Origin of the sequence: Sphingomonas sp. G-3-2-10 (assembly GCF_012927115.1) — a bacterium.
GTDB lineage: Bacteria > Pseudomonadota > Alphaproteobacteria > Sphingomonadales > Sphingomonadaceae > Sphingomonas.
Map to the genome: position 1 here is coordinate 1,172,127 of NZ_JABBFY010000001.1, position 24,926 is coordinate 1,197,052.

Genomic DNA, 24,926 nt, shown 5'->3' on the forward strand with positions numbered 1-24,926 from the left:
GCGGGGCCGTGTGACAATGTGATGACGTATCGATTACAGCTTTGTGGATCGTTACGATCCTGCCCCGATCGCTTGTTCGCAGCCAATCCCGCGCGTAAGCCGCTGGGGTGAGCCCTGCCCCCCGTCCGTCCGGCACCATCCGCCTCGCCCGCTGGTTCCAGATGCACCCCGCACAGGCGAACGCCGCCGACGAACCGCTGCTGCATGGCCTGTTGCTCGATCCCGAAGTCGATCCGCGCACGATCGAGCGCGCAAGCTGGTCGGCGATCCGCGAAACCTGCCGCCTGCCTGCACCCGACGCCGCGCCGGAGGCTGTCGCGGCATGGCTGGAGGGCGATCGCTTCGCTCTCGATCTTCTCCATTCCACCCAGCTCACCCTGCTCGAAATCGAACGCCCGCTGACCCGGCTCCGCCGCTGGCTCCTGCTCGAATCTCGGCGCGCGGCATGGCCCGCAGTCTGCGACGCTCTGATCGCGCAGGCGGCGCATCATGGCGGCACCTGGCTGTTCGCTCCCGATGAAGCCGATGCTCTTGCCGGAGCGCCTGACTTCGCACCCGCCTATCTGCCGCCCCCGCCGGGTATGGCTACGCCCGATTATACCGATCCAGTCACCCGCGCGGTTGCCGCGCAATATTCGGACTGGCCCTATCCGGTCTGGCAACGCGCCATGACCGCCCCGAGCGAACGGCTATCCGGAATTCGCACCCGGATGGGAGCCGCTCCGCTTCCGGCGAACGCGCGCCTGCTCGTCGCAGGTTGCGGCACCGGGCGCGAGGCCCAGCGGCTAGCCATGAGCGCGCCCGAAGCATCGGTGACCGGCATCGACCTCAGCAGCGCATCGCTGGCATGGGCGCGCGCGCATTGCGACGCACCCAACCTCACGCTCGAACGGCGCGATCTTCATACCGCTCCTGAAATCGGCCCGTTCGATCACATCGCGTCAAGCGGCGTGCTGCACCATCTTCCCGATCCCGAATCGGGCTGGGCAGCGCTGACCGAAGCGCTCGCGCCCGGCGGCACGATGCGGATCATGTTATACAGCCGGATCGCCCGTCTGCAGGTGCAGGCCGCGCGGCGGCTGATCGCGGATCTGATCGACCGGCCCGTCACCGCCGACCTGATCCGGCAGGTCCGCGCCCGCATCATCGCAGCCGATTTCCAGCCGATTATCGACTCCGTGAGCTTCTACAGCATGGGTGGAATCCATGATCTGCTGCTCCACCGGCACGAGGATCCGTTCGATCTGCCGCGCATCGGACGCGCGCTCGACCGGTTTGGGCTGGAACTGCTCGGCTTCAGCCTGCCCGGCCGGGAAGCGACGGCGGCCTATCGCGCCGCACATTCCGGCGATCCCGCCGTTCGCGATCTGGCGGCGCTGCATGCATGGGAGCGCGGTCATCCGCGCCTGTTCAACGGCATGTATGATTTCTGGTGCACCCGCAGGACGTGAACGCCGCTTGCCCCCGCCGCCCTCGTTCCCTACTTGTTCGCCGATGTCCGTACCCGCCGATCCCCAGGACCCGCCCTATCTCAAGGGTCTGAACGCGCCGCAGCGCGATGCCGTGCTCACCACAGAAGGCCCGGTGCTCGTCCTTGCCGGCGCCGGCACGGGCAAGACCGCGGCGCTCACCGCGCGCCTCGCGCATCTGCTATGGACGCGGAAGGCCTATCCGTCCGAAATCCTCTCGGTCACCTTCACCAATCGCGCCGCGCGCGAGATGAAGGAGCGCGTCCACCGTCTCGTCGGCGACGCGGTCGAGGGAATGCCGTGGCTCGGCACCTTCCACGCGATCGGCGCCAAGATGCTCCGCCGCCATGCCGAGTTGGTAGGGCTGCAATCGAACTTCACCATCCTCGACACCGACGATCAGTTGCGCCTGCTCAAGCAGCTCATCGTCGCGGAGGAACTGGACGAGAAGCGCTGGCCCGCACGCCAGCTCGCCGGGCTGATCGACAGCTGGAAGAACAAGGGCCTCACGCCCGACATGCTCGACGCCGGCGAGAGCGAGCAATATGCCAACGGCCGCGGCAAGAGCCTCTACGCCGCCTATCAGGATCGTCTGCGCACCCTCAACGCCTGCGATTTCGGCGACCTGCTGCTCCACATGCTCGTCATCCTGCGCAAGCATCGCGACGTGCTGGAGCAATATCAGCAGCGCTTCCGCTACATCATGGTCGACGAGTATCAGGACACCAACAGCGTCCAGTATCTCTGGCTGAGACTCCTTGCTCAAGAACGCAAGAACATCTGCTGCGTCGGCGACGACGACCAGTCGATCTATTCCTGGCGCGGCGCGCAGGTGGAAAATATCCTGAAGTTCGAGAAGGATTTCCCCGGCGCGAAGGTGATCCGCCTCGAACAGAATTACCGCTCGACGCCGCACATCCTCGCCGCCGCATCGGGCGTGATCGCCAATAATGGCAGCCGTCTCGGCAAGACCCTGTGGACCGAGGAACCGCATGGCGAGAAGGTCAAGGTCCTCGGCGTATGGGACGGCCCCGAGGAAGCCCGCCGCGTCGGCGAGGAGATCGAGGGCCTGCAGCGCGGCGGCCTGAGCATCGACAAGACCGCGATCCTCGTCCGCGCCCAGCACCAGACCCGCGAGTTCGAAGACCGCTTCATCGCCATCGGCATGCCCTATCGCATCGTCGGCGGATTCCGCTTCTACGAACGCGCCGAAATCCGCGACGCCCTCGCCTATCTGCGCACCGTCGCGCAACCGGCCGACGACCTCGCCTTCGAACGCATCGTCAACACGCCCAAGCGCGGTCTGGGCGACAAGGCGCTGGCGAAGGTCCATATGCTCGCCCGCGCCGAACAGCTCCCGCTGACCGTCGCGGCCGCGCGCATCCTCGATACCGACGAACTGACGCCGCAGGCCCGCCGCTCGCTCGGCAACCTTGTCGGCGACATCGCTCGCTGGCGCGCGATGGCCGACACCCTGCCCCATCCCGAACTCGCCCGCATCATCCTCGACGAAAGCGGCTACACCGCGATGTGGCAGGCCGACCGCACCGCCGAAGCCGCCGGGCGTCTGGAGAACCTCAACGAACTCGTCCGCGCGATGGAGGAGTATGAGAGCCTCACCGCGTTCCTCGAACACGTCTCGCTCGTGATGGACAATGAAGCGCAGGCCGACGAGCCCAAGGTCACCATCATGACCATCCACGCGGCGAAGGGGCTGGAATTCGACACCGTGTTCCTCGCCGGATGGGAGGAAGGCATTTTCCCGTCGCAGCGCGCTCTCGACGAAGGCGGCCTCGCGAGCCTCGAGGAGGAACGCCGCCTCGCCTATGTCGCGATCACTCGCGCCCGGCGTCAGGCGACGATCCTCCACGCCGCCAATCGCCGCATCTATGGCCAGTGGACCAGTTCGATCCCCAGCCGCTTCGTCGCCGAACTGCCGCCCGAGCATCACGAGAGCGAGTCCACCATGACCGGCGGCGCGTCGCTATGGCAGGCCAACTGGAGCGAGCGCAGCGATCCCTTCGCCGATGTCGGCCGGGGCACCGGCCGGGGTCCTGGCTGGCAACGCGCGGCAGGCACCAGCAGCGCCTACGACCCCAAACAACCCGGCGGCGGCTTCACCAGCCGCACCTTCACCCGCGAAGCCCCCCGCGTCCTCGAAAGCCGCGCATCTGCCGTGAGTTTCGGCGCCAAACCCCGCGATGACCTGTCGCTCGGCATGCGCGTGTTCCACCAGAAGTTCGGCTATGGCGCGATCGTGGAGATCGAAGGCAACAAGCTGGAGATCGACTTCGAGACTGCGGGCAGGAAGCGGGTGATGGATAGCTTCGTTACGACGGACTGATCCCGTCCCTCGCGAAGTTGCTCGTATCTTCTGCAACTTTTCGGCATCACGCCACGTTCCCCCTGTCACAAAGGGCTGATAGTTTCGCCCCCGCACCGATCCGGTGCGTGTAACGACTTCCGGGAGAACAAGATGGTCAAGCCACTTCAATTCGCGATGCCGGCCGGCGTGCTGCTCGCGGCCCTTGCGGCGCTGCCCGCCTCGGCCCAGTCGTCCCAGACCCCGCCGGAACTCGCCGATCTGGTCGGTGCGCGCGCGGCTGGCGGTGAGACGCAGATGCAGTCGCGCGGCTATACCAACACCGGTGCGTCGCGCACCAACGGCGTGTCGTGGACCTTCTGGTGGAACGGCCGCACCTGCGTCAGCATCGCGACCACCGATGGCCGCTATTCCAGCATCAATCGCGTACCCGACGGCAATTGCTCGCAGCAGGGCGGCGGCCAGCGTCCGCCCGTCGACAATCGCCCGCCTCAGGGTGGCCGTCCCGATTATGGCCCGCCCCAGGGCGGACGTCCGGACTATGGCCCCCCTCCGGGCGGCGGCCGTCCCGATTACGGCCCCGGTCCCGGCGGCGGGCGGCCGGATTACGGTCATGGCGACAATGGCGACGATTCGCTGACGCTGATCTGCTTCGGCGGCGGTACGAAGGTCACGACCGATTACCGTTCGGGCTATCGCTACAATTACGACAGCCACAAGTTCGAACCCTATTCGGAAACCGGTCTCGGCCGTCAGGGCTATCAGTCGGATATCCAGATCGAGATCTGGCATGGCCGCGGCCGCATCCATCTGGGCGGCAACATGGTGCCGCCGATCAATACCCGCGGCGACAATGGCTGGTGGGATCTGACCGATCTGGTGATCAACCGCAGCCAGATCACCGGTCGCTATCGCCTCAACGGCCTCAACCGCCCCACGGTAACGATCGACCGCCGCAGCGGCGCCATCACGATCCGCGGAATGCAGCCGTTCAACGGCCGCTGCGAAGCCGGCAACTGGCGCGGCGGCGGCGGCCAGTTCTGATCCTGCAACCGGCGCCGCTGCCTGTCCTCAGGCGAGCAGCGGCGCCACCAGCAGGATCGCGATGACGCATTCGATCATCCCAACCGATGCGATCCAGAAGCCGCGCCAGATCGTGACACGCAGCTTGCGCGAGAACCAGCGCGCCTGAAATCCGCCATACCAGAGGAAGGCGACTGCGATCAGTGCGAGTCCGGCCGGTTCGGTCCAGGCCCAGCCCAACTGGTTCACCAGCCCCCCCAGCCCTACCAGCAGCGCGAACGGCCCCGCCAGATAGCATTGCGCATAAAAGGGCCGGCGCAGCGTTTCGCGGTTCAGCCCGCCCTTCATCTTGCGCACCAGCCGCACCGCCATGATCAGCGGGAAGATGCTGAACACCAGCAGGCGGAGCAGCAACAGGCTGGTATCGTCGCTCACCAGCGCCGCCAGTCCATGCTTGTCACCGATCAGGCTGCTCTGCCCCACCAGCGCCAGTTCGATCGCATGGCTCAGCAACAGCGTCAGCAGCAGGAACAGCGGCGGACTCAGCGTGTCGTCATATTGCTTGTCCTCGTCCGCGCTCAGTTCGCGGCTGGCATAGGCCATCATCTTCCACGGATGCCGGATCGTCCGCCAGAAGGTGATTGGATAGAAGACGAGCCAGCTCATGATCTCGAACAACAGATCGTCGAGCGACTTGAGCAACTGCATGAAATTCATGGCCGGAACACAGCACAGCACCGGCCCAGCCTCAAGCGCCCCCTTCCAATGTTGGATTCCATCTGCTCCAAACTGGCGGATGACAGCCTTCCCTACCCAACCCAGACCCCGTGCCCGCCGACTCAAGGCCGCCGGTATCGCCTTCGTCCCCGTCCGCACCGAGCGCAAACGCCATGACGGCTGGACGCCGGCGCGGCAGCAGGCGTTCCTTGTCGCGCTGTACGCCACCGGCGTCGTTGCCACCGCGGCAAAGTCGGTCGGGATGAGCGGGCGGACGGCCTATCGTCTTCGCACCCGCTCCGGCGCAGCGAGCTTCGCCGCCGCATGGGACAAATTGCTCGGCGACGCGCGGCGGCGGGCCCTGGATCTGGTGACGGAGGCCGCGCTCACCGATCGCTTCGTTCCGCGCACCTATCGCGGGCTGCCGCTGGGCGTCGTTGCGGCGAACAATGATCACATGCTCATCGCCGCGCTTCGGGCACATGGCGCTGCCGGTCGGTTCGGATCGGCGCAAATCCCCTCGGGCAAAGGTCACGAACAGCGCGACTTCCCGGACCTTTTGGCGGCGCTCGGCGAAACGGCCTTCGTGTGAAGGTCCTCAGACCATCCCGCCGCCTTCGATCGCGGCCTTCCATTCGGTGATGGTGTGGAACGCCGGCAGGCTGAGCTGTCCGTCCCCGGTCTTGGCGACCAGATTGTTCTTGGGATTGCTCGGATCGTAGGTCAGGCCGGCCGCCGCGAGCACCGCGGGCGATACGCGGTGCCGGGTGCACAGGCCCCCGGTGCCGTCGTCGACCAGAGGCTGCTCGAATTCCACGCCCTGCTGATGGTTCATCGCGCGGCGCACGGTCGCCACCGCCAGCTGGCCTTCGCCCAGATCGACCACGAACTGGGTCCCCTCGGGCACGTCGACGATCCCGTCGATCAGCGCGCCGGACGCCGAGAAATTGCGGAGCACCGCCGCGTAATAGTGATTGTCATGGATCACGCCCACCTTGCGGAAGGTCGCGTGGCGGCTGTGGCGCTGCTTGGCCGGGCCGTTCGGCTTGATCACCCATTTGCCGTCATGGATATAGCCGGTCAGTTCCTCGGCCGAGACGGCGCGGCTGTAGAGGAAGCCCTGGATATGGCTGACCTTCAGCGCCTTCATCGTCTCGAGCTGGTCGAAGCTCTCGATGCCCTCGGCTGTGGTCTCCATGCCCAGCGCATTGGCCAGCGCGACGATCGCGGCGATGATCGCCTGGTTGCGCGCGCCTTCCTCGGTGGTGCCGCGGACGAAGCTCTGGTCGATCTTGATCTTGTCGAACGGCGCGGTCTTCAGATAGCCGAGCGAGGAATAGCCGGTGCCGAAATCGTCGAGCGCCAGCCGCACGCCCAGCCGCTTCAGCGCGGCGAACCGCGCATCGGTCTCGAAACTGTCGCCCAGGAACACGCTTTCGGTGATCTCGAGCTCCAGCCGCTCGGGGGGCAGCCCCGAATTGGCCAGCGCGCTGACTACGATCTGGGGCAGGTTCTCATTGGCGAACTGGATCGGCGAGACGTTCACCGCGACGCGCAGCTCGCCCGGCCATTTCGCGGCATCCATGCAGGCCTGCCGCAGCGTCCATTCGCCCAGCGCCGGGATCAGGTTCGCTTCCTCGGCGATCGGGATGAACACCGCCGGCGAAATGCGGCCGCGCTTGGGGTGGTTCCAGCGCATCAGCGCCTCGAACCCGCTGACCTCGTTGGTCGCGGCGTTCACCACCGGCTGGTAATGGACTGCGATCTCGCCTCGCGACAGCGCGTCCATCAGATCCTGTTCCAGCTCGCGCCGCTCGTTCGCCGCCTTCAGGAATTCGGTCGAGAAGAAACGATATCCCCCGCCCCCGCCGCACTTGGCGTCGTACAGCGCCAGATCGACGTTGCGCATCACTTCCTCGCTGGTGCCGCCATCGAACGGCGTCACCGCGATGCCCACCGATGTGCCGACAAGGCAGCGGCTGCCATTGATCGAATAGGGTTGGGACAAGCCCTCGACGATCGCCGTGGCCAGCTCGCCCAGCGAGCCGCGGTCATGCGCATCCTGCAACAGGATCTGAAATTCATCGCCGCCGATCCGGCCGACCTTGTCGGCATCGCCCACGATCTTCACCAGCCGCGTCGCGACCTGCTTCAGCAGCGCGTCCCCCACGGCATGGCCCATCGAGTCGTTGATCGGCTTGAACCGGTCGAGATTGACCAGCATCACCGCGCACGGCCGGCGCTGGGCGCGCATCGCGCTCATGATGCCGTCCAGCTTGGCCGCCATGCGCACGCGGTTGGCCAGGCCAGTCAGCTGGTCGCTGGTCGCCAGCCTGCTGCTTTCCACCGCCGACTGATGCTGCGCGGTCACATCGACGCCGTGGCCCAGATAGCCTGCGAAATTCCCCTTGGCATCGGTCTGCGGATTGCCCGACAGCGACCAGCAGTGCTCGACGCCATCCATGTCGATCATCGCCAGCATATGCTCGAACTTCGCTCGCCGGATCAGCTGGAATGGCAGTGTGCGGCGGCGATCGGCATCGTCCGGCGACTTGAACAGCGACATCAGGTCGCGACCCAGCAGACCATCCGGACTTCCCGCCAGCTTCGCGGCGACCGGCTCGCTGGCATAAACGATTCGGCCTTCGGCATCGGTTTCCCAGAACCAGCCGAGCTCCATTTCCTCGTAATTGCTCAGCAACCGCGAATGCTGGTCCTTTACCGCTGCATCACGCCCGCCAGCGGACCAGGGGGCGCGGACGAACGGAAGCGCGCGGCGGCTTCCCGCTTCTGCCGTGCCGGGTTCCTTACCCGTAGAGGAAGCTCGACCCATTGCTTTGCGCACCCGTGTTCCCGCGATTTTTGCGGTGACCGACCCTGTTACGGCGGCGATCCTTTAGGTTTGGTGAAATCACCGGCGGCGCTGCCGCGAACAATCATCACAGCACCGGAACGAACGTCGCACCTCAACCGTATTCCAGGGGGCGCAAGCCGCCACACGAGAGGATAATCATGAAGACCATCACCACCTTCGCCGCACTCGCTGCGACCTGTCTCGCCGTCTCCACGCCGGCGATGGCCCAGCGCGCGCCGGCCCCGAACGATCGCTACGGCACGCCGCAGCAGGAAGAGGCCCGCTTCGACGCCGCGCAGCGCCGCTTCGCGAGCGAGCTCAACCTGTATCAGCAGGCGTTCGATCGCTATCAGGCGGTGCGCCGCGATCCCCGCTACAATCCGCCCCGCGGCAACGATCCGCGCTATAACGATCCGCGTGGCAGCTATGACCGCGACGATCGCTGGGACCAGCGCGACGAGGGCGATTACGATCCCGTCCAATATTATCGCGACAGCCCGCGCTATCAGGAGCGCGTCCTGACCGCCGACGAGCGCGTCTATCGCGGGCGCGACGGCCGCTATTACTGCAAGCGCAGCGACGGCACGACCGGCCTGATCGTCGGCGCGGTGGCGGGCGGCGTGCTCGGCAACCTGATCGATGGCGGCCATTCGCGCACTGCGGGGACCCTGCTCGGCGCAGTGGTCGGCGCCGTCGCGGGCTCGGCGATCGAGCGCAACGCGAACAATCAGCAGAACCAGCAGATCCGCTGTCGCTGAGGGATTGGGGGCGCTGCCGCAGGGCGGCGCCCCGCCCGGATTGACGGCCCGGAGCGGTCGCGGCATCGCTGGTGCCGATGACCAGCTTCGAAGCCCTTACCCAGTCCGGCGTTCAAGCCTATCGCGCGGGTCGCGGTGCCGAAGCGCGCAGCCTGTTCGAACAGGCGCTGGCGCTGGACCCGCCGCCCGGCGCGCGCCGCCCGTGGATCATGCTGGCCCAGGCCTGCCGGCAGACCGGCGATGCGCCCGCCGAAATCGCCGCGCTGGAAAACGCGCTGCGCGACGAACCGCGCAGCCTTCCCGCGCTTCTCCTGCTGGGCGACCGCAAGCGCCTCGACGGCGACGATCGTGCCGCGACCGACTTCTTCCAGACAGCGCTTGCCTTGGCCGCGAACCAGCCCCCGGCCCCGGCGCTGGCCGCCTTGATCGACACGGCGCGGCGCTTCATGGCCGATGCTGGAAAGCGGTTCGAGAGCCATCTGACCGCCGGCCTCGCGGATGGTTTCGGCGGTACCCGAATGCAGGCCGCGATCGACCTGCTGCTAGGCCGCACCCAGCTCTATCTCCAGCAGCCCTCGATGTTCTATTTCCCCGGGCTGCCCCAGCGGCAATTCTATGAGCGCGACGAGTTCCCGTGGCTCGCCGAACTCGAGGCCCAGGCCCCGGCGATCCGCGCTGAGCTCGAAGCGGTGCTGGCGGGTCCGCAAGGCTTTCAACCCTATATCGAAACACCGGAGGGACGCCCGCCGCCCTCGCACAGCCTGCTCGACAATCCCGACTGGAGCGCCTTCTTCCTGTGGAAGGACGGTGCGATCGTCGAGGAGAATGCGGCGCGCTGTCCGGTGACAATGGCCGCGCTGGCAAAGACGCCCCGGCCGATGATCGAGGGCTGGTCGCCGATGGGCCTGTTCTCGGTCCTCCGCCCGGGCACCCATATCCAGCCGCACAACGGGGTGCTCAACACCCGCCTGATCTGCCACCTGCCGCTGATCGTCCCGCCCGGCTGCGGCTTCCGCGTCGGCAACGAGACCCGCGAGTGGGAAGAGGGCAAGACGCTGATCTTCGACGACAGCTTCGAGCATGAGGCATGGAATCGCGGACAATCGACGCGCGTCGTGCTGCTGTTCGAGATCTGGCGGCCGGAAATCACGCCCGAGGAGCAGGCGGCGCTATCGCAGGTGTTCGAACTGATCGGCGAATATCAGGGAACGCCCGATTTCGCCTGAACCAACCGAGGAGGAGAGACGATCATGGCCAAGGTGATCCTGCACTACCGGCTGAAGCCCGGCACCACGCACGACGAGTTCGAAGCCTGGGTGCGCTCCACCGACTATCCGACGATGCGCGGGATCTCGCGGGTGGCCAGCTTCTCCAATCACCGCGTTCGCGGGCTGCTGATGGGCGAAGGCGATCCAGGGATGGACTATATCGAGATCTTCGACATCCCCGACCTCGACGGCTTCACGTCGCAGGACATGCCCGGCGCGGTCGTTCAGGGGATCATGGGCGATTTCGCCGCACGGGTCGAAAACCCGGTCTTCATCGTCGCCGACGAAATCGTCTAGGCGTCGGCGCCCTCGGGCTCGACCTTCATCATGGTCACGCCCTGATATTTTTCGGCGTCGGGTTCAAAGATCGGATTGATCTCGAACCCGCGTTCGACGAGCTTCACTTCACTGAGCCCGTCGGCCTTGAACGTTCCCAGCTTGACTTCGCGCGGCAGCATCCCCTCGAGCGAGACCGTGATCGCGTCCATGTAGAGCGAGTCACGACGGGTGTAGAGGATGTGCGGCGCGAGGATCATGCGCTTGCGGTTATAGGTCACCGAGACACAACGACGGGTCACCAGCGCCTCGAACAAGGTCATGGTCGGGTTTGCCGCCACTTCGGGCTGCGACTGCTCGGTCGTCGAATTCATGGCTCCATGATAGGGATTATGTTGCATCGCAGCAAGAAGCGTTGATGGTTATCCCCTAAAATTATCGTGGCTCGCCACGATCAGGCATCAATGCCAGAAGATCAGCAACAGGATGATAATCGGCAGCGGAATTCCGATGAGCCACAACAAGATGCCCTTGCCCATTACCATCACTCCTAAGAAACTGATTTCGTTGGCGTAAGAACCCGCTCGCCTAGCCGAAGGTTCCGCGCCAGCCACGAAGGTCGAATCAATGTCCGATGGATTGCCCCAGCCCCGCCGCCTCGTCGCCATCGCGGCGATCTCGTTCGGCACAGCGCTGGTGGTGATCGACAGCGCGATCGCCACGGTCGCCCTGCCGACGATCGCGCGCGATCTTCAGGTCGAGCCGTCGGCAGCCGTTGCGGTGGTCACGGTGTACCAGCTGGTGCTGGTGATGCTCCTGCTTCCCATGTCGGGACTGGGCGACCGGATCGGGTTGCGGCGGCTCTACCAGCTCGGTCAGATCGTCTTCACCATCGCCACATTGCTCTGCTTCTTCGCGAAGAGCCTCCCCTTCCTCCTGCTGGTGCGCGGCGTGCAGGCGGCGGGCGCGGCGGCGGTGCTCAGCGTATCGGTGGCGCTGCTCCGGCGCATCTATCCCAAGGCGCATCTGGGGCGCGGCATGGGGATCAACTCGGTCGTCGTCTCCAGCTTCACCGCGCTGGCGCCCACGCTGGGCGGGATCATCCTCGCATTCGGGCCGTGGCCGTGGGTGTTCGCCTGCGCCCTGCCCTTTGCGGTGATCAGCTTGCTGCTCGGCCGCGCCTTGCCCGATCCGCCGGGCCGGAGCGAACCCTATGACGTACTCGGCGCGGTGCTGTGCGCGGCAATGTTTGGGCTGATCATCGGCGGGCTGGAGAGCGGCGTGCATGGCGACAGCCCGGTGGTTAGCGCCGCGATCGTGCTCGCCGGCGTGTTCATCGGCGTGCTGTTCGTCCAGCGCGAGCGGCACGAGACGGTGCCGATCCTCCCGATCGATCTGCTCGGTCGTCCCGTAATCTCCCTGTCAGTAATCGGGGCGTTTACGGCGTTCGTCGCCAGCATGACGCTGTTGCTCTCGCTCCCCTTCCGCCTTCAGCATGACTTCGGCTTCTCGCCGACCGAAGTGGGCGCGGCAATCGCACCGTGGCCGCTCACTACCCTGTTCGTCGCGCCGATGGCCGGCTGGCTGTCCGATCGCTATCCGGCGGGGATCATGGGAGGTGTCGGCATGACGCTGGCGATTTCCGGGCTCGTCTCGATGGCGTTCCTGCCAGCCGATCCGGGCTGGATCGACCTGGCGTGGCGCATGTCGCTGACCGGCGCGGGGTTCGGCATCTTCCTGTCGCCCAATGCGCGTCTCATCATCGGGTCAGCGCCCATCGACCGCGCCGCGGCGGCCGGCGGCCTCATCTCCACCACCCGCATGGTGGGGCAGACGATCGGCGCGACGCTGGTAGCCGCACTGCTCGCCTTCGGGATCGGCGACGGCATGACTCCACCGTTGATCGCCGCGGGTCTCGCGCTGATCGCGGGCCTGTGCAGCGTGGCTCGCCTCCGCCCCTCGCTTCGCAATCCAGCGAAAGAGGAAGCGGAGGAAGTCCAGCCCGCCCAGCAGGTGCGCTAGAACACCGCCTTCGGCGCATCCTCGCCCATCATCGCGCGGCGGACGAGCGGGATCGGCGGGCCGCCATAGCCGAGGAACTGATCGTGGAACGCCTTCCACGCCTTTCGCCCGCCATGCTTGGCGGTCCAGTCCTCGCGCAGCCGCCGGATCATCAGCTTGCCCAGCGTGTAATTGAGATAGGCCGGGTCATAGGTGCCCCGCGCCGCCTGTTGCCGGGCGTTGCCGGCGTCCTGATAGCATTGCTCGCGGAAGATCGTCTCCGACTGTTCCTGCGTCATCTTGCCCGAATGCAGCCCGATCGCCGAAAGATAGCGGCAGTTGCGCAGCAGCGCGTTGGAAAGCTGGCCGATATGCGTCGCGGAATCACCATTCCGCAGCCCGGCTTCCCACATCATCTCCTCGGTATAATGCGCCCAGCCCTCGGCAAAGGCATAGCCGACGAACAGCCGCCCGAAGAGCGATTTCGACCGGTTGGAGTGGAGGAACTGGAGGAAATGCCCCGGCATGATCTCGTGCACGGTGGTGAACAGCAGATCGTCTTCGCCGGGGATGTACGCGGCCTGCTCCTGCGCGCTCCACTTCGGATCGGGCGGCGAGATGTAATAGATCGACGGAATGCCCTTCTCGAAGGGACCCGGCACATCGATATAGGCCGCGTTCTGCCGGTTATAGGGCGGGCTCTCGCGCACCAGCGCCTGTTCGGTGCCGGGGATCGTCACCAGATCATGCTTGATCACGAAATCGCGCAGTTCTGGAATCTGCGCGGTCGCGGCCGTTACCGGGCCGCCCTCGGGCTTCTCCGAGTTCATCTTCGCCATGCAGCCCGGAATGTCCGCGCCCGGCGCATATTTAGCGCATTCGGCAATCAGCGCATCCCGGTTGCGCTTCAGGTCCGCTTCGCCCGCTGCCGTCAGCTGATCGAGCGGCATGTCTACCGCTTCGGTCGTCTTGAGCATCCGCGCGAAACGGTCCGCGCCGAGCCCATAATCCTGCGTCGCGGTCGGCTCTAGCGTCTTCAGCCACGCATCAAGCTCGCGCATCGCCTTGCTGGCGCCCGCACCCGCTTCCTTCAGCGCACTTTGCAGCGCCGGGTCCTTCACCGCCGCGAAGGCTGCGACGGCATCGCCCGAATAATAATCCGCGAAGCCGCCGAACGCCGAACGGCCAAACTTGATGAAGCTCGCCGGCATCGGCGACTTGAGGTTCGCGCGGATGTTCTTCGCCGCCTCCGGTACACCCTGCAGGAAGGCGGTCATCGCCTTGATGCGCACCTCGGGTGCGGCATATTCGCGCGACACATAGGTGTTCGGATCGAGCCCGCCGCCGACATAAAAGGCCGGATTGGTGTGCGGCTGGTCCGCATCCTCCAGCCAGAACAGCTGCCCCTCTGCCACCTGCACCACATAATCGCGTTCAAACGCATCGTCGCCGGTCAAGCCGGTGAACGCCTTGGCCTGCTGGATCGTCGAGCGGAGAAAATCACCCTTGGCCTTCAGCCCGGCCGGGCTCCAGTCGGGCAGCTTGCCGTCGAAATCGTGACGGCCCTGATAGACCGCGAACGACGGATCGAGCGCGAACCATTTCTCGATCGTTCCGTCGCGGAACTTGGGCCAGTCCGCCGCGACCGGCGCCGCGACATCCGCCGCCGCAACGCTGTTGTTCCCATTGTCCGCGCTCGTGCACGCCGCCAGCGCAAGGCACGCCGCGCCAACCAGAAATCCGACTCGCATCCTCGCTCTCCGCAAATCACTGGCGTCATGCTGGCACCGGACACCGCCGCGCGAAAGGCCAAGTTGGCATTCCAGCACAATCGCTCGTTGCGGTTCCGTTGCGGAAGCGCCTAGAGGCAGCGCATGGCAGCCGCCCGACACCCCTTCGCCATCCACAATTTCAGAGCCTATTGGATCGCCCGCTTCGCGGCGTCACTCGCGCAGATGGCGATGGTCATCGTCATCGGCTGGCAGGTGTACGACATCGCCCGCGAGACGATGAGCATCAAGGAAGCGGCGTTCCAGCTCGGGCTGATCGGCGTCGCGCAGTTCCTGCCCCTGCTCGTTCTCTCGCTGTTCAGCGGCTGGGTGGCCGATCAGATCGACCGGCGCTGGATCGCTCGCGCGGCAGTCGCGCTCGAGGCCTTCTGCGCGATCAGCCTCGCCTGGCTGACCTATAACCAGACGGTGACCCTCCCCGCGCTCTTCGCGATCGCGGCGCTGCTGGGGGTGGCGCGCGCGTTCGCCGGGCCGGCACTCGGCGCACTCGCCCCCAATCTGGTGCCCAAGGCGCTCCTGCCGACGGCGATCGCGATGAGCGCGCTGGCATGGCAGACCGCCAGCGTGATCGGGCCGGCGATGGGCGGTTATCTCTACGCCGCGAACCAGTGGCTTCCCTATGCCGTATCGAGCGGATTGTTCCTCCTGTCGCTGTTGATGCTGCTGCTGATCTCGCCGGTGCCGCGCACCGTCGTCACCAGCACCGACAGCCCTTGGGGGCAAATGATCGACGGATTGCGCTATGTCCGCCGCAACCGGCTGGTCCTCGGCGCGATCTCGCTCGATCTGTTCGCGGTGCTGCTCGGCGGCGCAACCGCGATGCTGCCGGTTTACGCCCGCGATATCCTGCTCGTCGGCGCGGACGGCCTCGGCCACCTGCGCGCTGCGCCGGCACTGGGGGCGGTCGCCGTCGGCCTGTTCTTCTCATGGCGTCCGCTTCGCACCGATGTTGGCCGCAAGATGCTGCTCGGCGTTGCGATCTTCGGAGCGGCCACGGTGGTGTTCGGCCTTTCCGCGCCGCTGCTGATCGGGACGATGGGGCCTTCCGCGGTCGGCAGCGATTTCGCGCCAGCCGTGTTGCTCGCGCTCGCCGCCCTGTTCGTGCTCGGCGCGGCGGACATGGTCTCGGTCTATATCCGCCAGTCGCTGATCCAGCTTTATACGCCCGACGAGATGCGCGGGCGCGTCGGCGCGGTCTCGACGCTGTTCATCTCCGGATCGAACGAGTTGGGGGAAGCCGAATCCGGTTTCCTCGCCGCGTTGATCGGCCCCATCGCGGCGGTCGTGGGCGGCGGGCTCGGCGCCATTCTTGTTACGATGTTGTGGGCGAAGCTCTTTCCGGAACTGCGTCGCGCGCGTACATTCGATCCACCGGCCAATCTCGAGATACCCCCCAAGGAGATGACGACATGAAGGCGAACACGATCCTCGAGACGATCGGCAATACGCCCCATATCCGCGTCGCGAAGCTGTTTCCGGACGCCGAAGTCTGGATCAAGTCCGAGCGTTCGAACCCCGGCGGTTCGATCAAGGACCGTATCGCGCTGGCAATGGTCGAGGCGGCCGAAGCCGATGGCAGCCTGAAGCCCGGCGGCACGATCGTCGAGCCGACCAGCGGCAACACCGGTGTCGGCCTGGCGATGGTCGCCGCGGTCAAGGGCTACAAACTGATCCTGGTGATGCCCGAGAGCATGTCGCTCGAGCGCCGCCGCCTGATGCTGGCCTATGGCGCGTCGTTCGATCTGACTCCGCGCGAGAAGGGCATGAAGGGCGCGATCGAGCGCGCGATGGAGATTGTCGCGTCGACCGAGGGCGCATGGATGCCGCAGCAGTTCGAGAATCCGGCGAATATCGACGTCCATACGAAGACGACCGCGCAGGAGATCATCGCCGACTTCGCCGATAGCCCGGTGGATGTCGTCATCACCGGCGTCGGCACCGGCGGCCACATCACCGGCGTTGCCGAGACGTTGAAGAAGACCTGGCCGAACGTGAAAGTCTATGCGGTCGAGCCCGAACTCTCGCCGGTCATCTCCGGCGGCCAGCCAGGCCCGCATCCGATCCAGGGCATCGGCGCCGGTTTCGTGCCGCGCAACCTGCACACCGACGCGATCGACGGCGTTATCAAGGTCGATGCCGGGGTCGCCAAGGAATTCGCGCGCCGCGCCGCACGAGAGGAAGGGCTGCTCGTCGGTATCTCCTCGGGCGCGACTCTGGCTGCGATTCAGCAGAAGCTGGCCGACCTTCCCACGGGTTCGCGCGTGCTCGGGTTCAATTATGATACAGGTGAGCGCTATTTGAGCGTTCCGGACTTCCTTCCGGAAAGCTGAACCGACTCGACATTAATTCCAGATTAACAGTATCGTACGCGAGTCGGGGATTCCGGGGGGAACTCACGTGCGTAATGCGATGATCTGCGTCAGCATGATGCTGGCGGTGTTTCTGGGTTGGCCGCTTGCTTTTGGCAGCGGAGGGACGCCCACGCTCGAACAGAGCCGGGCGGAAGCCAGCGCGATCCTCGCGCCGGTTGCCGCTGCCGAGGTAAAGCCGGTGCAGGTAGCCGCTGCCGTCGTGGCGCCGGCCAAGCCCGAAAGCTGCTACAAGCGCTATCAGCGTGAGATCCGCCAGTGCAGCGGCGGATCGAGCGCGGCGTGCCGCCTGGGCGCAGCCGATCACTGGGATATGTGCGAAGCTACCGGATTCTGGCCGGAGTGAGCGGAAGGCGCACCGCCTTTCGCAATCGGCATTCCTAAAACACTGATACCGTGGCGATTATTTCGCTATGGTTCCAACTGTCATCTTTGTGCGTTATGGGCGGCACCGATAGCACCCCCAGGAGCGTGAATTTGTTCGTCCGTGTCCATCGTCCCTGCCCGATAGTCGTCCGCTAAGACGGACCGGTTGCGCATGGCGACGACGCTTCCGCCCTTGGGCCTGCCCCATCGTCTCGGCATCCCGCTGCCGATCCTCGGCATTTTGCTGGTGATCGGGCTGGCGGCGCTTGCGATCCCGGCGCTGATTGTCGCGAAGACGCCGCGCGTGGTGTTCCAGAAGCCGCCGCATGTGGTGATCTCCACTCGCGTGGTGCCGCGGACCGAATTGCCGGCGGTCGAACCGGTCAAGCTGCAACAGGTCACCGAGACCGACGCGAAGACGATCAACGCCGCCATCCCCTTTTCCACGGCGCCCAACCCGGCCGCGCGCGCCTTCCGCATCTTCGGCAGCCTCGACAGCCAGGCCCGCGCGGTCGATTGCCTCGCTGCCGGCGTTTATTACGAAGCGGGAGACGACGCGGTCGGCCAGCGCGCCGTGGCGCAGGTCATCCTCAACCGAATGCGTCACCCGGCCTTCCCCAAGACCGTCTGCGGCGTGGTGTTTCAGGGCCAAGAACGCAGCACCGGTTGCCAGTTCACCTTCACCTGCGACGGCGCGATGCTCCGCTACAAGCCGACCGCCGCCGCATGGGGCCGAGCACAGGCGGTTGCCCGCATGGCGCTCAACGGTTCGGTCTATGCCCCGGTCGGCCACGCGACGCATTATCACACCGACTGGGTGGTGCCCTATTGGAGCGCCAGCCTCGAGAAGATCACCGAAGTGCACACCCACCTGTTCTTCCGCTGGACAGGCTGGTGGGGCACGCCGCCCGCCTTTACCCGCGCCTATACCGGGATCGAGCCGAATATCGGCAAGATGGCGCTGATCTCGACGTCGCACACCGGTGCGCCGACCGATCCGTCGCTGCTGCCCGAAGCCGCGGCCGCCGCCTCGCTGGATCCGCTCGCATCGGTCGATCCGGCATCGATCAAGGCAAGCGACGTTCCGGCGCCGACGCCCGACGGCAACAGCTTCCTCGTCACCATTCCCAAGGGCATGAGCCCCGACAGCTTCGCCAGCCTCGCGATCCGCACCTGCGGCGAGCGAACCTATTGCAAGTTCATGGCATGGGCCGATCCGGGCAAGACCCCGCGCAACCTGCCGCTGGGCTCGTCGCAGGTCGCGTCGATGTCGTTCAGCTATCTGCGCGATCAGAACCAGGGCTTCGCCAAGGCGCTGTGGAATTGCGACCAGTATCAGCGCCCCAGCCCGGTCCAGTGTATGCGTGCGCAGCCGCTCGCGCGTCCTGCTCCGCCACCGGTCGAAACCGCCCCCACCACTGAGCCCGGCAGGCCCGCAGGGCCTGCCGGGCTCAGCGGCGTCCGGCGCAAGGAGCCGTCGACCGGATCCACGCCGCCGGTCGCCGAACCGGCGCCAATCGGCCGCCCGCAGCGCAGCTTCACTTTGCCCGCACCCAAGGTCACGCCGACGCCAGCAACGCGTCCGTAACGACCGATCCGATCATTATCGCCACTTAGGACAGGTTTTTTGTCCTGTTCCCCATGACAAGCGCGCGTCGAGCCGCTTTAATGGGAATATGCTCAGTCTGAATAACAGCAGTTTCAGCGACGCGCTGGTGATTCTCGGCGCGGCAGGGCTCGTCATTCCGGCATTCGCCCGTTTCCGGATCAGCCCGGTGATCGGGTTCATCCTGGTCGGCATCCTGGTCGGGCCCGCCGGTCTCGGTACGCTCGTCGGCAACCAGCCTTGGCTCTATTACCTCACCATATCCGATCCGCACTCGATCGAGCCTTTCGCCGAGTTCGGCATCATCCTGCTGCTGTTCTCGATTGGGCTCGAACTCTCGTTCAAGCGATTGTGGAACATGCGCAACCTCGTCTTCGGGGTCGGCGCGGCGGAACTGTTCGGCGCGGGCCTGATCCTCGCTGCCGCCATCTATCTCACCGGCCTTAGCGCAGGCGGCGCGATCGGGCTTGGACTGGCGCTGGCGCTGTCCTCCACCGCACTGGTGGTGCCGATCGCGGGAACAACGAGTCCGGTCGGAAAGGCCGCCTTCGCGATGCTGCTGTTCGAGGATCTGGCGCTCGTCCCGATCATCTTCCTGCTCGGCGCGATGGCGCCCGCCGCCGCGTCGGCCGGATGGACCCCGCTGCTGATGATCCTAGGCAAGGGCGCGATCACCGTTGCGATCCTGTTCGTCGGTGGTCGTTTCCTGTTGCCGCGCATGTTCGGACAGGCGGCACGCACCAAGAGCCCCGAACTGTTCCTCGCGGCCAGCCTGCTCGTCGTGATCGTCGCCAGCCTTGCGACAGCAGCGTCCGGCCTGTCGCCGATCGTCGGCGCGCTGATCGCCGGCCTGCTGATCGCCGAAACCGAATATCACACCGAAGTCGAAGCGATCACCGCACCGTTCAAGGGCCTCGCGCTGGGTGTGTTCCTGATCACCGTCGGTATGCGGCTCGACCTCGAGTTCGTGATCGAGAACTGGGCGCAGCTGCTCGGCGCGGTGGTGCTGGTGATGACCGTGAAGGTCGCGGTGACCACTGGCCTGCTCAAATTGTCCGGCGCGCGTACCGGCACCGCCGCCGAAACCGGCGTGCTGATGGCCAGCCCGTCCGAGACCACGCTGATCGTGCTCGGCGTCGCCGCAGCGGCCGGGCTGATCGGCGGGACGACCGCCGCCTTCTGGACCACCGTCACCGCGATCGGACTGACCGCGACGCCGCTGCTCGCCAAGGGCGGACAGGTGATCGCGCGAATGATCGAGCGGCGCGAGGCGCAGGAAGATACCCCCGAAGCCGCGATCGACGCTGCCGGTCCGGGCACGGTGGTCATCGGCTTCGGCCGCGTCGGACGTACCGTCGCCGACATGCTCCAGCGGCATGGCCTGCCCTATATCGGCGTCGACGCCGACGTGGACAACGTCAACTCGGCCCGCAAGGAAGGCTATTCCGTGCTGTTCGGTGATGTGACGCGCAGCGAACTGGTCGATCGGCTCAATCTTGGCCATGCCAAGGCGCTGATTCTGACGATGGACGATCCGGTACTGACCGTCCGCCTTACCCGCCGCGTTCGCGGCTGGGTGCCGAACCTGCCGATCATCACACGCGCCCGCGACGCCAACCACGCCGCCGAGCTCTACAAGGCCGGGGCAACCGATGCCGTGCCCGAGACGCTGGAAAGCTCGCTCCAGCTTTCCGAAGCGTTACTCGTCGATCTGGGCATCGCCGTCGGTCCCGTGATCGCTTCGATCCATGAAGAGCGCGACAAGATGCGCAAGGCGATCAAGGAAGCCGTGGGCATGGACCGCGAGCCGCGCATCCGCCGCGTCCGCAAGACCGCTGAGGGCGAAGCGTGATCTTCGAAGTCGGGGCGTTGCTGCTCGCGGCGCTGACCGGCCAGTCGGCGCCCGATCCGCTGGCTCCCGCGCGCGAAGGCAAACTCCAGTGTACCGCACCGAATGTCGCCAAGAAGAAGTGCCTGGCGATGAGCCGCTACTCGGCCACGCCGGGCGGCTATCGCAACACAACCATCGTCGTGATCTCCGCCGCACCGCTAATCACGATGGAACTGGCCTCCGACGCCCGGATCGTGGGCGATGCGGTATGCGCGCAGTTGCGGCACGAGGATATCCTCGCGGCGACGATCGCCGTGGAAGGTCAGGCGATGCCCGCTGCCGACGCCGCGCCGCTGATCGACCGGATGGCGGGAGGCATGAAGGAGATGTTCGGGAAGACGGTCTGTAGCCGATTTCGGGTCGAGGGTGAGGCGATGGTCTCCGAGGCCGAGATCGACGGCGCGCCACAGCCCGACATGACGATGAAGTTCATCTGGGTCGGACCCGAAGACGGCTATGCCGTGGGCTGGGAGGCGGGCTAGCCGCCGTCAAAGTTGACACGAGGTTGACACTATCGGCACCCCTCCCTGTCGATAGTACGAACCGTATTATTACGGTTGATCGGGAGGCGATCAGCTTCGAACATAATATTTAACTATTTCAAATATTTCCCTATTCAATTAGTGAAGCAAGCTGAAGTTCTGCCTCGGTCCGGACGCGTCGGCGCTGACAGGTTGGATCACGCTTTCGACCCTTCGAATGTCTTCATTCGCCGACCGCCCAAGGCTTGAAAGCCAGGTTTTCTCCGTCGCGCAGGATCAGGATACGGCTGTTCGGCCGCCCGCTGCCGCATTCGATCACGGTCGTTTGCGTGCCCGACCACAGCACCCGGCTTCCAGCGCACAGCTCATCCTTGCCGGAGAAGGCGGCCAGCCGGTTGGGGTGAAAACCGTTTCGCGCCTGATCCTGGATCCGCGCGCCGAACCAGCCCGCCACCAGCGCCAGCCCAGTCAGGCCGATCACTGCCGCCGCTACCGTGCCGTGGATCTCCTGCCACGGATCGGGATCGCGCAGATTTCCGTAGATATGCAGCGCCGCAAAACCGACGGCCGCCATGCCGGGGTAGAAATAGAACGTGTTGCGGAGGTCCAGATTGCCGCTCAGCCACAATCCGCCGATCACGAGCGGAAAGAGGAAGAGCAGCGCGACGATCACGTAGACCGAATAGACGAACAGCTTTTCGGTCAGATTCTTGGGCGCCTTGCCGTCCTCGATCGACAAGCCGTTTAGCAGCGGGAAAATCGCGGTCAGCGCCAACGCCACCACCAGAGGTCCCAGGAAATAGCCGAACAGCCGCATCCCCGACATCAGCACATCGGTGGGGCTGGCAAGCTGGAGGAAGTCCTGTCCCCAATGGGAGAAGACGATGCTGTTGACCCAGACCGAAACCGCAAAGGCGATGAACGAGAGGATCGCCGACAATTCGGCGGTGATCCGAAACAGGTCGAAGAAGCGGAAATTCGAGCTGCGCGCCGCCGATTGCGCCGGTGCGTTCGAGAGGTCATTCATCCGCTTCCCCCATATGCTCAGGCCGATGCAGTTGCCTCCGCCAGCGCCGCCTTGACCGCCTCAAGCGCTTCCGCGCCCTTGCCGCCATCCGGGCCGCCGCCCTGCGCCATGTCGGGACGGCCACCGCCGCCCTGCCCGCCCAGCGCCGCGACCGCGACCTTGACCAGTTCGACCGCGCTGAGGCTGGCCACCAGATCGTCAGTCACGCCGACCGCGACCGAAGCCCGCCCTTCATTGACCGCGACCAAAGCCGCGACGCCCGAGCCGATCCGGCCCTTGGCTTCGTCCACGGCGCCGCGAAGCGCCTTGGGGTCGAGGCCGTCGATCACCTGACCGACAAAGTTCACGCCCGCGACCTGCTCCGGGCCCGCCGGAGCCGCAGCCCCGCCGCCGCCCAGTGCCAGCGCCTTCTTCGCTTCGGCCAGTTCGCGCTCGAGCTTGCGGCGCTCCTCGACCAAAGCCGCGACGCGGGCCGGGACTTCATCAGGCGAGGATTTCAGCACCGAAGCCGCCTCGCGCAACCGCTCGTCGCGCGCGACCAGCCACAACCGCGCGGCGTCTCCGGTCAACGCCTCGATTCGGCGCACGCCCGACGAAACGGCGCTTTCGCCGATGATCTTGAAGATCGCGATGTCGCCCAGCGCATTGACGTGCGTGCCGCCGCACAATTCGACCGAGTAATGCGCATCGTCGCTGCGGCCCATCGAGAGAACGCGGACCTCGTCGCCGTACTTTTCACCGAACAGCGCCATCGCACCGGCCGCGATCGCGTCATCCGGGGTCATCAGGCGCGTGGTGACACCATCATTGCCACGGATATGGCCGTTCACCTCGGCTTCGATCGCTGCGATGTCGTCGGCGCTGAGTGCATTGGGATGAGAGAAGTCGAAGCGCAGGCGATCCGGCGCAACGAGGCTGCCCTTCTGCGTGACATGCGCGCCGAGCCGGTTACGCAGCGCTGCGTGCAGCAGGTGGGTCGCCGAATGGTTCGCGCGGACCTGATCACGGCGCACCGCATCGACCGACAGCTGGACGCTGTCGCCAATGGCGATCTCGCCGCTTTTGATCGTCGCATGATGCGCGTGCAGGCGGCCGAGTGGCTTGGACGTATCGTCCACCAGCGCGCGAACCTTGTCGTTCGAGATGACGCCGGCATCGCCCATCTGGCCGCCGCTCTCGCCGTAGAAAGGCGTCTGGTTGGTCAGGATGGTGACGCTGTCGCCCGCGCCCGCCTTTTCGACGCGCGCGCCGTCCTTCACCAGCGCGACGACCTGGCCTTCGCCGGTGGTCGAACTGTAACCGGTGAATTCGGTGCCGCCGAGTTCGTCGGCGATGTCGAACCAGACGTCTTCGCTGGCCTTCGCGCCCGAGCCCTTCCAGGCGGCGCGGGCATTGGCCTTCTGCTCGGCCATCGCCGCGTCGAAACCGGCGCGATCGACCTGCAGGTTCTGGCCGCGCAGCGCGTCTTCGGTCAGGTCATAAGGGAAGCCGAACGTGTCGTAGAGCTTGAACGCAGTCGCGCCGGGAAGCGTGTCGCCCTCGGCCATACCGGTCGTCGCTTCGTCGAGCAGGCGCAGGCCGTTGGACAGCGTCTGGCGGAAGCGGGTTTCTTCCTGCTTCAGCGTCGCTTCGATCAGCGGCTGGGCGCGGAGCAGTTCGGGGAAGGCAGCGCCCATCTCGGTCACCAGCGCGGGGACCAGACGATGCATCAACGGCTCCTTGGCGCCGAGCAGCTGCGCATGGCGCATCGCGCGGCGCATGATGCGGCGGAGCACATAACCTCGACCCTCAGCCGCGGGCAGCACGCCGTCCGCGATCAGGAAGCCCGAAGCGCGCAGGTGATCGGCGATCACGCGGTGGCTCGCCTGATGCTCGCCGGTGGTCGGCGCGCCGGTCAGCGAACCGCTCTCGGCGATCAGAGCCTTGAACGTGTCGGTATCGTAATTGTCGGTGACGCCCTGCAGCACCGCCGCGACACGCTCCAGACCCATGCCGGTGTCGATGCTGGGGCGCGGCAGATCGCCGATAATCTCGTCATTCTCCTGCACGAACTGCATGAAGACGAGGTTCCATATCTCGACGAAGCGATCACCATCCTCGTCGGGCGAACCCGGGGGGCCGCCATAGATATGGTCGCCATGATCGTAGAAGATTTCCGAGCAGGGACCGCACGGCCCGTCCGATCCCATCGCCCAGAAATTATCCTTGGTCGGGATGCGGATGATGCGGCTTTCGGGGAGCCCTGCGATCTTCTTCCACAGATCGAACGCCTGATCGTCGGTGTGATAGACGGTTGCGGTCAGCCGGTCGGGATTGAGGCCCCATTCCTTCGTCAGCAGGGTCCAGGCGTGCGTGATCGCCTGTTCCTTGAAATAATCGCCGAACGAGAAATTACCGAGCATTTCGAAGAAGGTGTGGTGCCGCGCGGTATAGCCGACATTGTCGAGATCGTTATGCTTGCCGCCGGCGCGCACGCACTTCTGGCTGCTCGTCGCAGTCGAATAAGGGCGGGTTTCCTGGCCGGTGAAGACGTTCTTGAACGGCACCATGCCCGCGTTGACGAACATCAGCGTGGGATCGTTGTGCGGGACGAGCGGCGCCGATGCGACGCGGGCATGCCCCTGCCCTTCGAAATAGTCGAGGAACGAGCGGCGGATATCGTTGGTAGACGTCATTTCGCCGACTTAGGCGAGCAACACTTCATCG

Annotated in this window: 20 protein-coding genes; 14 read left to right on the plus strand and 6 right to left on the minus strand. The window is 65.7% G+C overall.

Features of this window, described 5'->3' with window-relative positions:
- Positions 1-107: 107 nt before the first annotated feature.
- The 3 genes from HHL13_RS22810 (at position 108) to HHL13_RS05940 (ending at position 4,836) form a co-directional block, all read left to right on the plus strand.
- Positions 108-1,451 (plus strand): class I SAM-dependent methyltransferase, encoded by a 1,344-nt coding sequence (locus HHL13_RS22810; RefSeq protein WP_169554797.1) that lies wholly within the window; start codon positions 108-110, stop codon positions 1,449-1,451.
- A gap of 43 nt (positions 1,452-1,494) precedes the next feature.
- Positions 1,495-3,813 (plus strand): UvrD-helicase domain-containing protein, encoded by a 2,319-nt coding sequence (locus HHL13_RS05935; protein WP_169554798.1) that lies wholly within the window; start codon positions 1,495-1,497, stop codon positions 3,811-3,813.
- Positions 3,814-3,945: 132 nt separating this feature from the next.
- Positions 3,946-4,836 carry a hypothetical protein gene (locus HHL13_RS05940; RefSeq protein WP_169554799.1) on the plus strand — a complete coding sequence of 297 codons (891 nt, stop codon included), beginning with the start codon at positions 3,946-3,948 and terminating at the stop codon, positions 4,834-4,836.
- Between the two features lie 27 nt (positions 4,837-4,863).
- Here the strand turns inward: HHL13_RS05940 and HHL13_RS05945 are convergent, their stop codons facing one another.
- Positions 4,864-5,532: a hypothetical protein gene (locus HHL13_RS05945; protein WP_169554800.1), complete on the minus strand. Its 669-nt coding sequence runs from the start codon at positions 5,530-5,532 to the stop codon at positions 4,864-4,866.
- 79 nt (positions 5,533-5,611) lie between these two features.
- On the opposite strand from HHL13_RS05945, the gene HHL13_RS05950 reads away from it, so the two are divergent.
- The gene (locus HHL13_RS05950) at positions 5,612-6,124 is read left to right on the plus strand and encodes a hypothetical protein (protein WP_169554801.1); all 513 of its coding nucleotides are present in this window, start codon (positions 5,612-5,614) and stop codon (positions 6,122-6,124) included.
- A gap of 6 nt (positions 6,125-6,130) precedes the next feature.
- Here HHL13_RS05950 and HHL13_RS05955 read toward each other — a convergent pair whose 3' ends face one another.
- Positions 6,131-8,233, minus strand: coding sequence for an EAL domain-containing protein (locus tag HHL13_RS05955; RefSeq protein ID WP_240953635.1), 2,103 nt, complete (start codon positions 8,231-8,233; stop codon positions 6,131-6,133).
- 311 nt (positions 8,234-8,544) lie between these two features.
- On the opposite strand from HHL13_RS05955, the gene HHL13_RS05960 reads away from it, so the two are divergent.
- The 3 genes from HHL13_RS05960 to HHL13_RS05970 all read left to right on the plus strand — a co-directional run bounded on the left by HHL13_RS05960 (position 8,545) and on the right by HHL13_RS05970 (position 10,709).
- Complete coding sequence (locus HHL13_RS05960; RefSeq protein ID WP_169554803.1) at positions 8,545-9,144, plus strand: glycine zipper 2TM domain-containing protein; 600 nt, start codon at positions 8,545-8,547, stop codon at positions 9,142-9,144.
- 77 nt (positions 9,145-9,221) lie between these two features.
- Positions 9,222-10,370, plus strand: coding sequence for an aspartyl/asparaginyl beta-hydroxylase domain-containing protein (locus HHL13_RS05965; protein ID WP_169554804.1), 1,149 nt, complete (start codon positions 9,222-9,224; stop codon positions 10,368-10,370).
- Positions 10,371-10,394: 24 nt separating this feature from the next.
- Entirely contained in the window at positions 10,395-10,709 is a 315-nt protein-coding gene (locus HHL13_RS05970) for an REDY-like protein HapK (RefSeq protein WP_169554805.1), read from the plus strand.
- Here HHL13_RS05970 and HHL13_RS05975 read toward each other — a convergent pair.
- Positions 10,706-11,062, minus strand: coding sequence for a hypothetical protein (locus HHL13_RS05975; RefSeq protein ID WP_240953636.1), 357 nt, complete (start codon positions 11,060-11,062; stop codon positions 10,706-10,708). The two genes, HHL13_RS05970 and HHL13_RS05975, sit on opposite strands and share 4 nt — an antisense overlap.
- A gap of 253 nt (positions 11,063-11,315) precedes the next feature.
- On the opposite strand from HHL13_RS05975, the gene HHL13_RS05980 reads away from it, so the two are divergent.
- Positions 11,316-12,710, plus strand: a complete 1,395-nt coding sequence (locus HHL13_RS05980; protein ID WP_169554806.1) for an MFS transporter — start codon at positions 11,316-11,318, stop codon at positions 12,708-12,710.
- On the opposite strand, the gene HHL13_RS05985 is transcribed toward HHL13_RS05980, so the two are convergent.
- The gene (locus HHL13_RS05985; protein WP_169554807.1) at positions 12,707-14,440 is read right to left on the minus strand and encodes a DUF885 domain-containing protein; all 1,734 of its coding nucleotides are present in this window, start codon (positions 14,438-14,440) and stop codon (positions 12,707-12,709) included. The genes HHL13_RS05980 and HHL13_RS05985 overlap by 4 nt on opposite strands.
- A 123-nt stretch (positions 14,441-14,563) precedes the next feature.
- Here HHL13_RS05985 and HHL13_RS05990 point away from each other — a divergent pair, with 123 nt between their 5' ends.
- The 6 genes from HHL13_RS05990 (at position 14,564) to HHL13_RS06015 (ending at position 21,193) form a co-directional block, all read left to right on the plus strand.
- Positions 14,564-15,892, plus strand: a complete 1,329-nt coding sequence (locus HHL13_RS05990; protein WP_169554808.1) for an MFS transporter — start codon at positions 14,564-14,566, stop codon at positions 15,890-15,892.
- The gene (gene cysK, locus HHL13_RS05995) at positions 15,889-16,809 is read left to right on the plus strand and encodes a cysteine synthase A (protein WP_169554809.1); all 921 of its coding nucleotides are present in this window, start codon (positions 15,889-15,891) and stop codon (positions 16,807-16,809) included. Before HHL13_RS05990 ends, cysK begins: the two co-directional genes overlap by 4 nt.
- 67 nt (positions 16,810-16,876) lie before the next feature.
- The gene (locus HHL13_RS06000; RefSeq protein WP_169554810.1) at positions 16,877-17,194 is read left to right on the plus strand and encodes a hypothetical protein; all 318 of its coding nucleotides are present in this window, start codon (positions 16,877-16,879) and stop codon (positions 17,192-17,194) included.
- 192 nt (positions 17,195-17,386) lie between these two features.
- Positions 17,387-18,802 (plus strand): cell wall hydrolase, encoded by a 1,416-nt coding sequence (locus HHL13_RS06005; RefSeq protein ID WP_169554811.1) that lies wholly within the window; start codon positions 17,387-17,389, stop codon positions 18,800-18,802.
- 88 nt (positions 18,803-18,890) lie between these two features.
- Positions 18,891-20,672 (plus strand): cation:proton antiporter, encoded by a 1,782-nt coding sequence (locus HHL13_RS06010; protein ID WP_169554812.1) that lies wholly within the window; start codon positions 18,891-18,893, stop codon positions 20,670-20,672.
- The gene (locus tag HHL13_RS06015) at positions 20,669-21,193 is read left to right on the plus strand and encodes a hypothetical protein (protein WP_169554813.1); all 525 of its coding nucleotides are present in this window, start codon (positions 20,669-20,671) and stop codon (positions 21,191-21,193) included. The genes HHL13_RS06010 and HHL13_RS06015 overlap by 4 nt, the downstream gene beginning before the upstream one ends.
- A gap of 223 nt (positions 21,194-21,416) precedes the next feature.
- Here HHL13_RS06015 and HHL13_RS06020 read toward each other — a convergent pair whose 3' ends face one another.
- Together HHL13_RS06020 and alaS are read right to left on the minus strand one after the other, a co-directional pair.
- The gene (locus tag HHL13_RS06020) at positions 21,417-22,220 is read right to left on the minus strand and encodes a hypothetical protein (protein ID WP_169554814.1); all 804 of its coding nucleotides are present in this window, start codon (positions 22,218-22,220) and stop codon (positions 21,417-21,419) included.
- Between the two features lie 17 nt (positions 22,221-22,237).
- The gene (gene alaS, locus HHL13_RS06025) at positions 22,238-24,895 is read right to left on the minus strand and encodes an alanine--tRNA ligase (RefSeq protein WP_169554815.1); all 2,658 of its coding nucleotides are present in this window, start codon (positions 24,893-24,895) and stop codon (positions 22,238-22,240) included.
- Between the last annotated feature and the right edge of the window lie 31 nt (positions 24,896-24,926).

Excerpts from the sequence above, each read along its gene's own strand:
- cysK (WP_169554809.1), top strand. The coding sequence starts at position 15,889 with ATGAAGGCGAACACGATCCTCGAGACGATCGGCAATACGCCCCATATC.
- HHL13_RS05935 (WP_169554798.1), top strand. The coding sequence starts at position 1,495 with ATGTCCGTACCCGCCGATCCCCAGGACCCGCCCTATCTCAAGGGTCTG.
- HHL13_RS05980 (WP_169554806.1), top strand. The coding sequence starts at position 11,316 with ATGTCCGATGGATTGCCCCAGCCCCGCCGCCTCGTCGCCATCGCGGCG.
- HHL13_RS05960 (WP_169554803.1), top strand. The coding sequence starts at position 8,545 with ATGAAGACCATCACCACCTTCGCCGCACTCGCTGCGACCTGTCTCGCC.
- HHL13_RS05975 (WP_240953636.1), bottom strand. The coding sequence starts at position 11,062 with ATGAATTCGACGACCGAGCAGTCGCAGCCCGAAGTGGCGGCAAACCCG.
- HHL13_RS05990 (WP_169554808.1), top strand. The coding sequence starts at position 14,564 with ATGGCAGCCGCCCGACACCCCTTCGCCATCCACAATTTCAGAGCCTAT.
- HHL13_RS05950 (WP_169554801.1), top strand. The coding sequence starts at position 5,612 with ATGACAGCCTTCCCTACCCAACCCAGACCCCGTGCCCGCCGACTCAAG.
- alaS (WP_169554815.1), bottom strand. The coding sequence starts at position 24,895 with ATGACGTCTACCAACGATATCCGCCGCTCGTTCCTCGACTATTTCGAA.
- HHL13_RS05965 (WP_169554804.1), top strand. The coding sequence starts at position 9,222 with ATGACCAGCTTCGAAGCCCTTACCCAGTCCGGCGTTCAAGCCTATCGC.
- HHL13_RS05945 (WP_169554800.1), bottom strand. The coding sequence starts at position 5,532 with ATGAATTTCATGCAGTTGCTCAAGTCGCTCGACGATCTGTTGTTCGAG.
- HHL13_RS05985 (WP_169554807.1), bottom strand. The coding sequence starts at position 14,440 with ATGCGAGTCGGATTTCTGGTTGGCGCGGCGTGCCTTGCGCTGGCGGCG.
- HHL13_RS05970 (WP_169554805.1), top strand. The coding sequence starts at position 10,395 with ATGGCCAAGGTGATCCTGCACTACCGGCTGAAGCCCGGCACCACGCAC.
- HHL13_RS06005 (WP_169554811.1), top strand. The coding sequence starts at position 17,387 with ATGGCGACGACGCTTCCGCCCTTGGGCCTGCCCCATCGTCTCGGCATC.
- HHL13_RS06020 (WP_169554814.1), bottom strand. The coding sequence starts at position 22,220 with ATGAATGACCTCTCGAACGCACCGGCGCAATCGGCGGCGCGCAGCTCG.
- HHL13_RS05940 (WP_169554799.1), top strand. The coding sequence starts at position 3,946 with ATGGTCAAGCCACTTCAATTCGCGATGCCGGCCGGCGTGCTGCTCGCG.
- HHL13_RS06010 (WP_169554812.1), top strand. The coding sequence starts at position 18,891 with ATGCTCAGTCTGAATAACAGCAGTTTCAGCGACGCGCTGGTGATTCTC.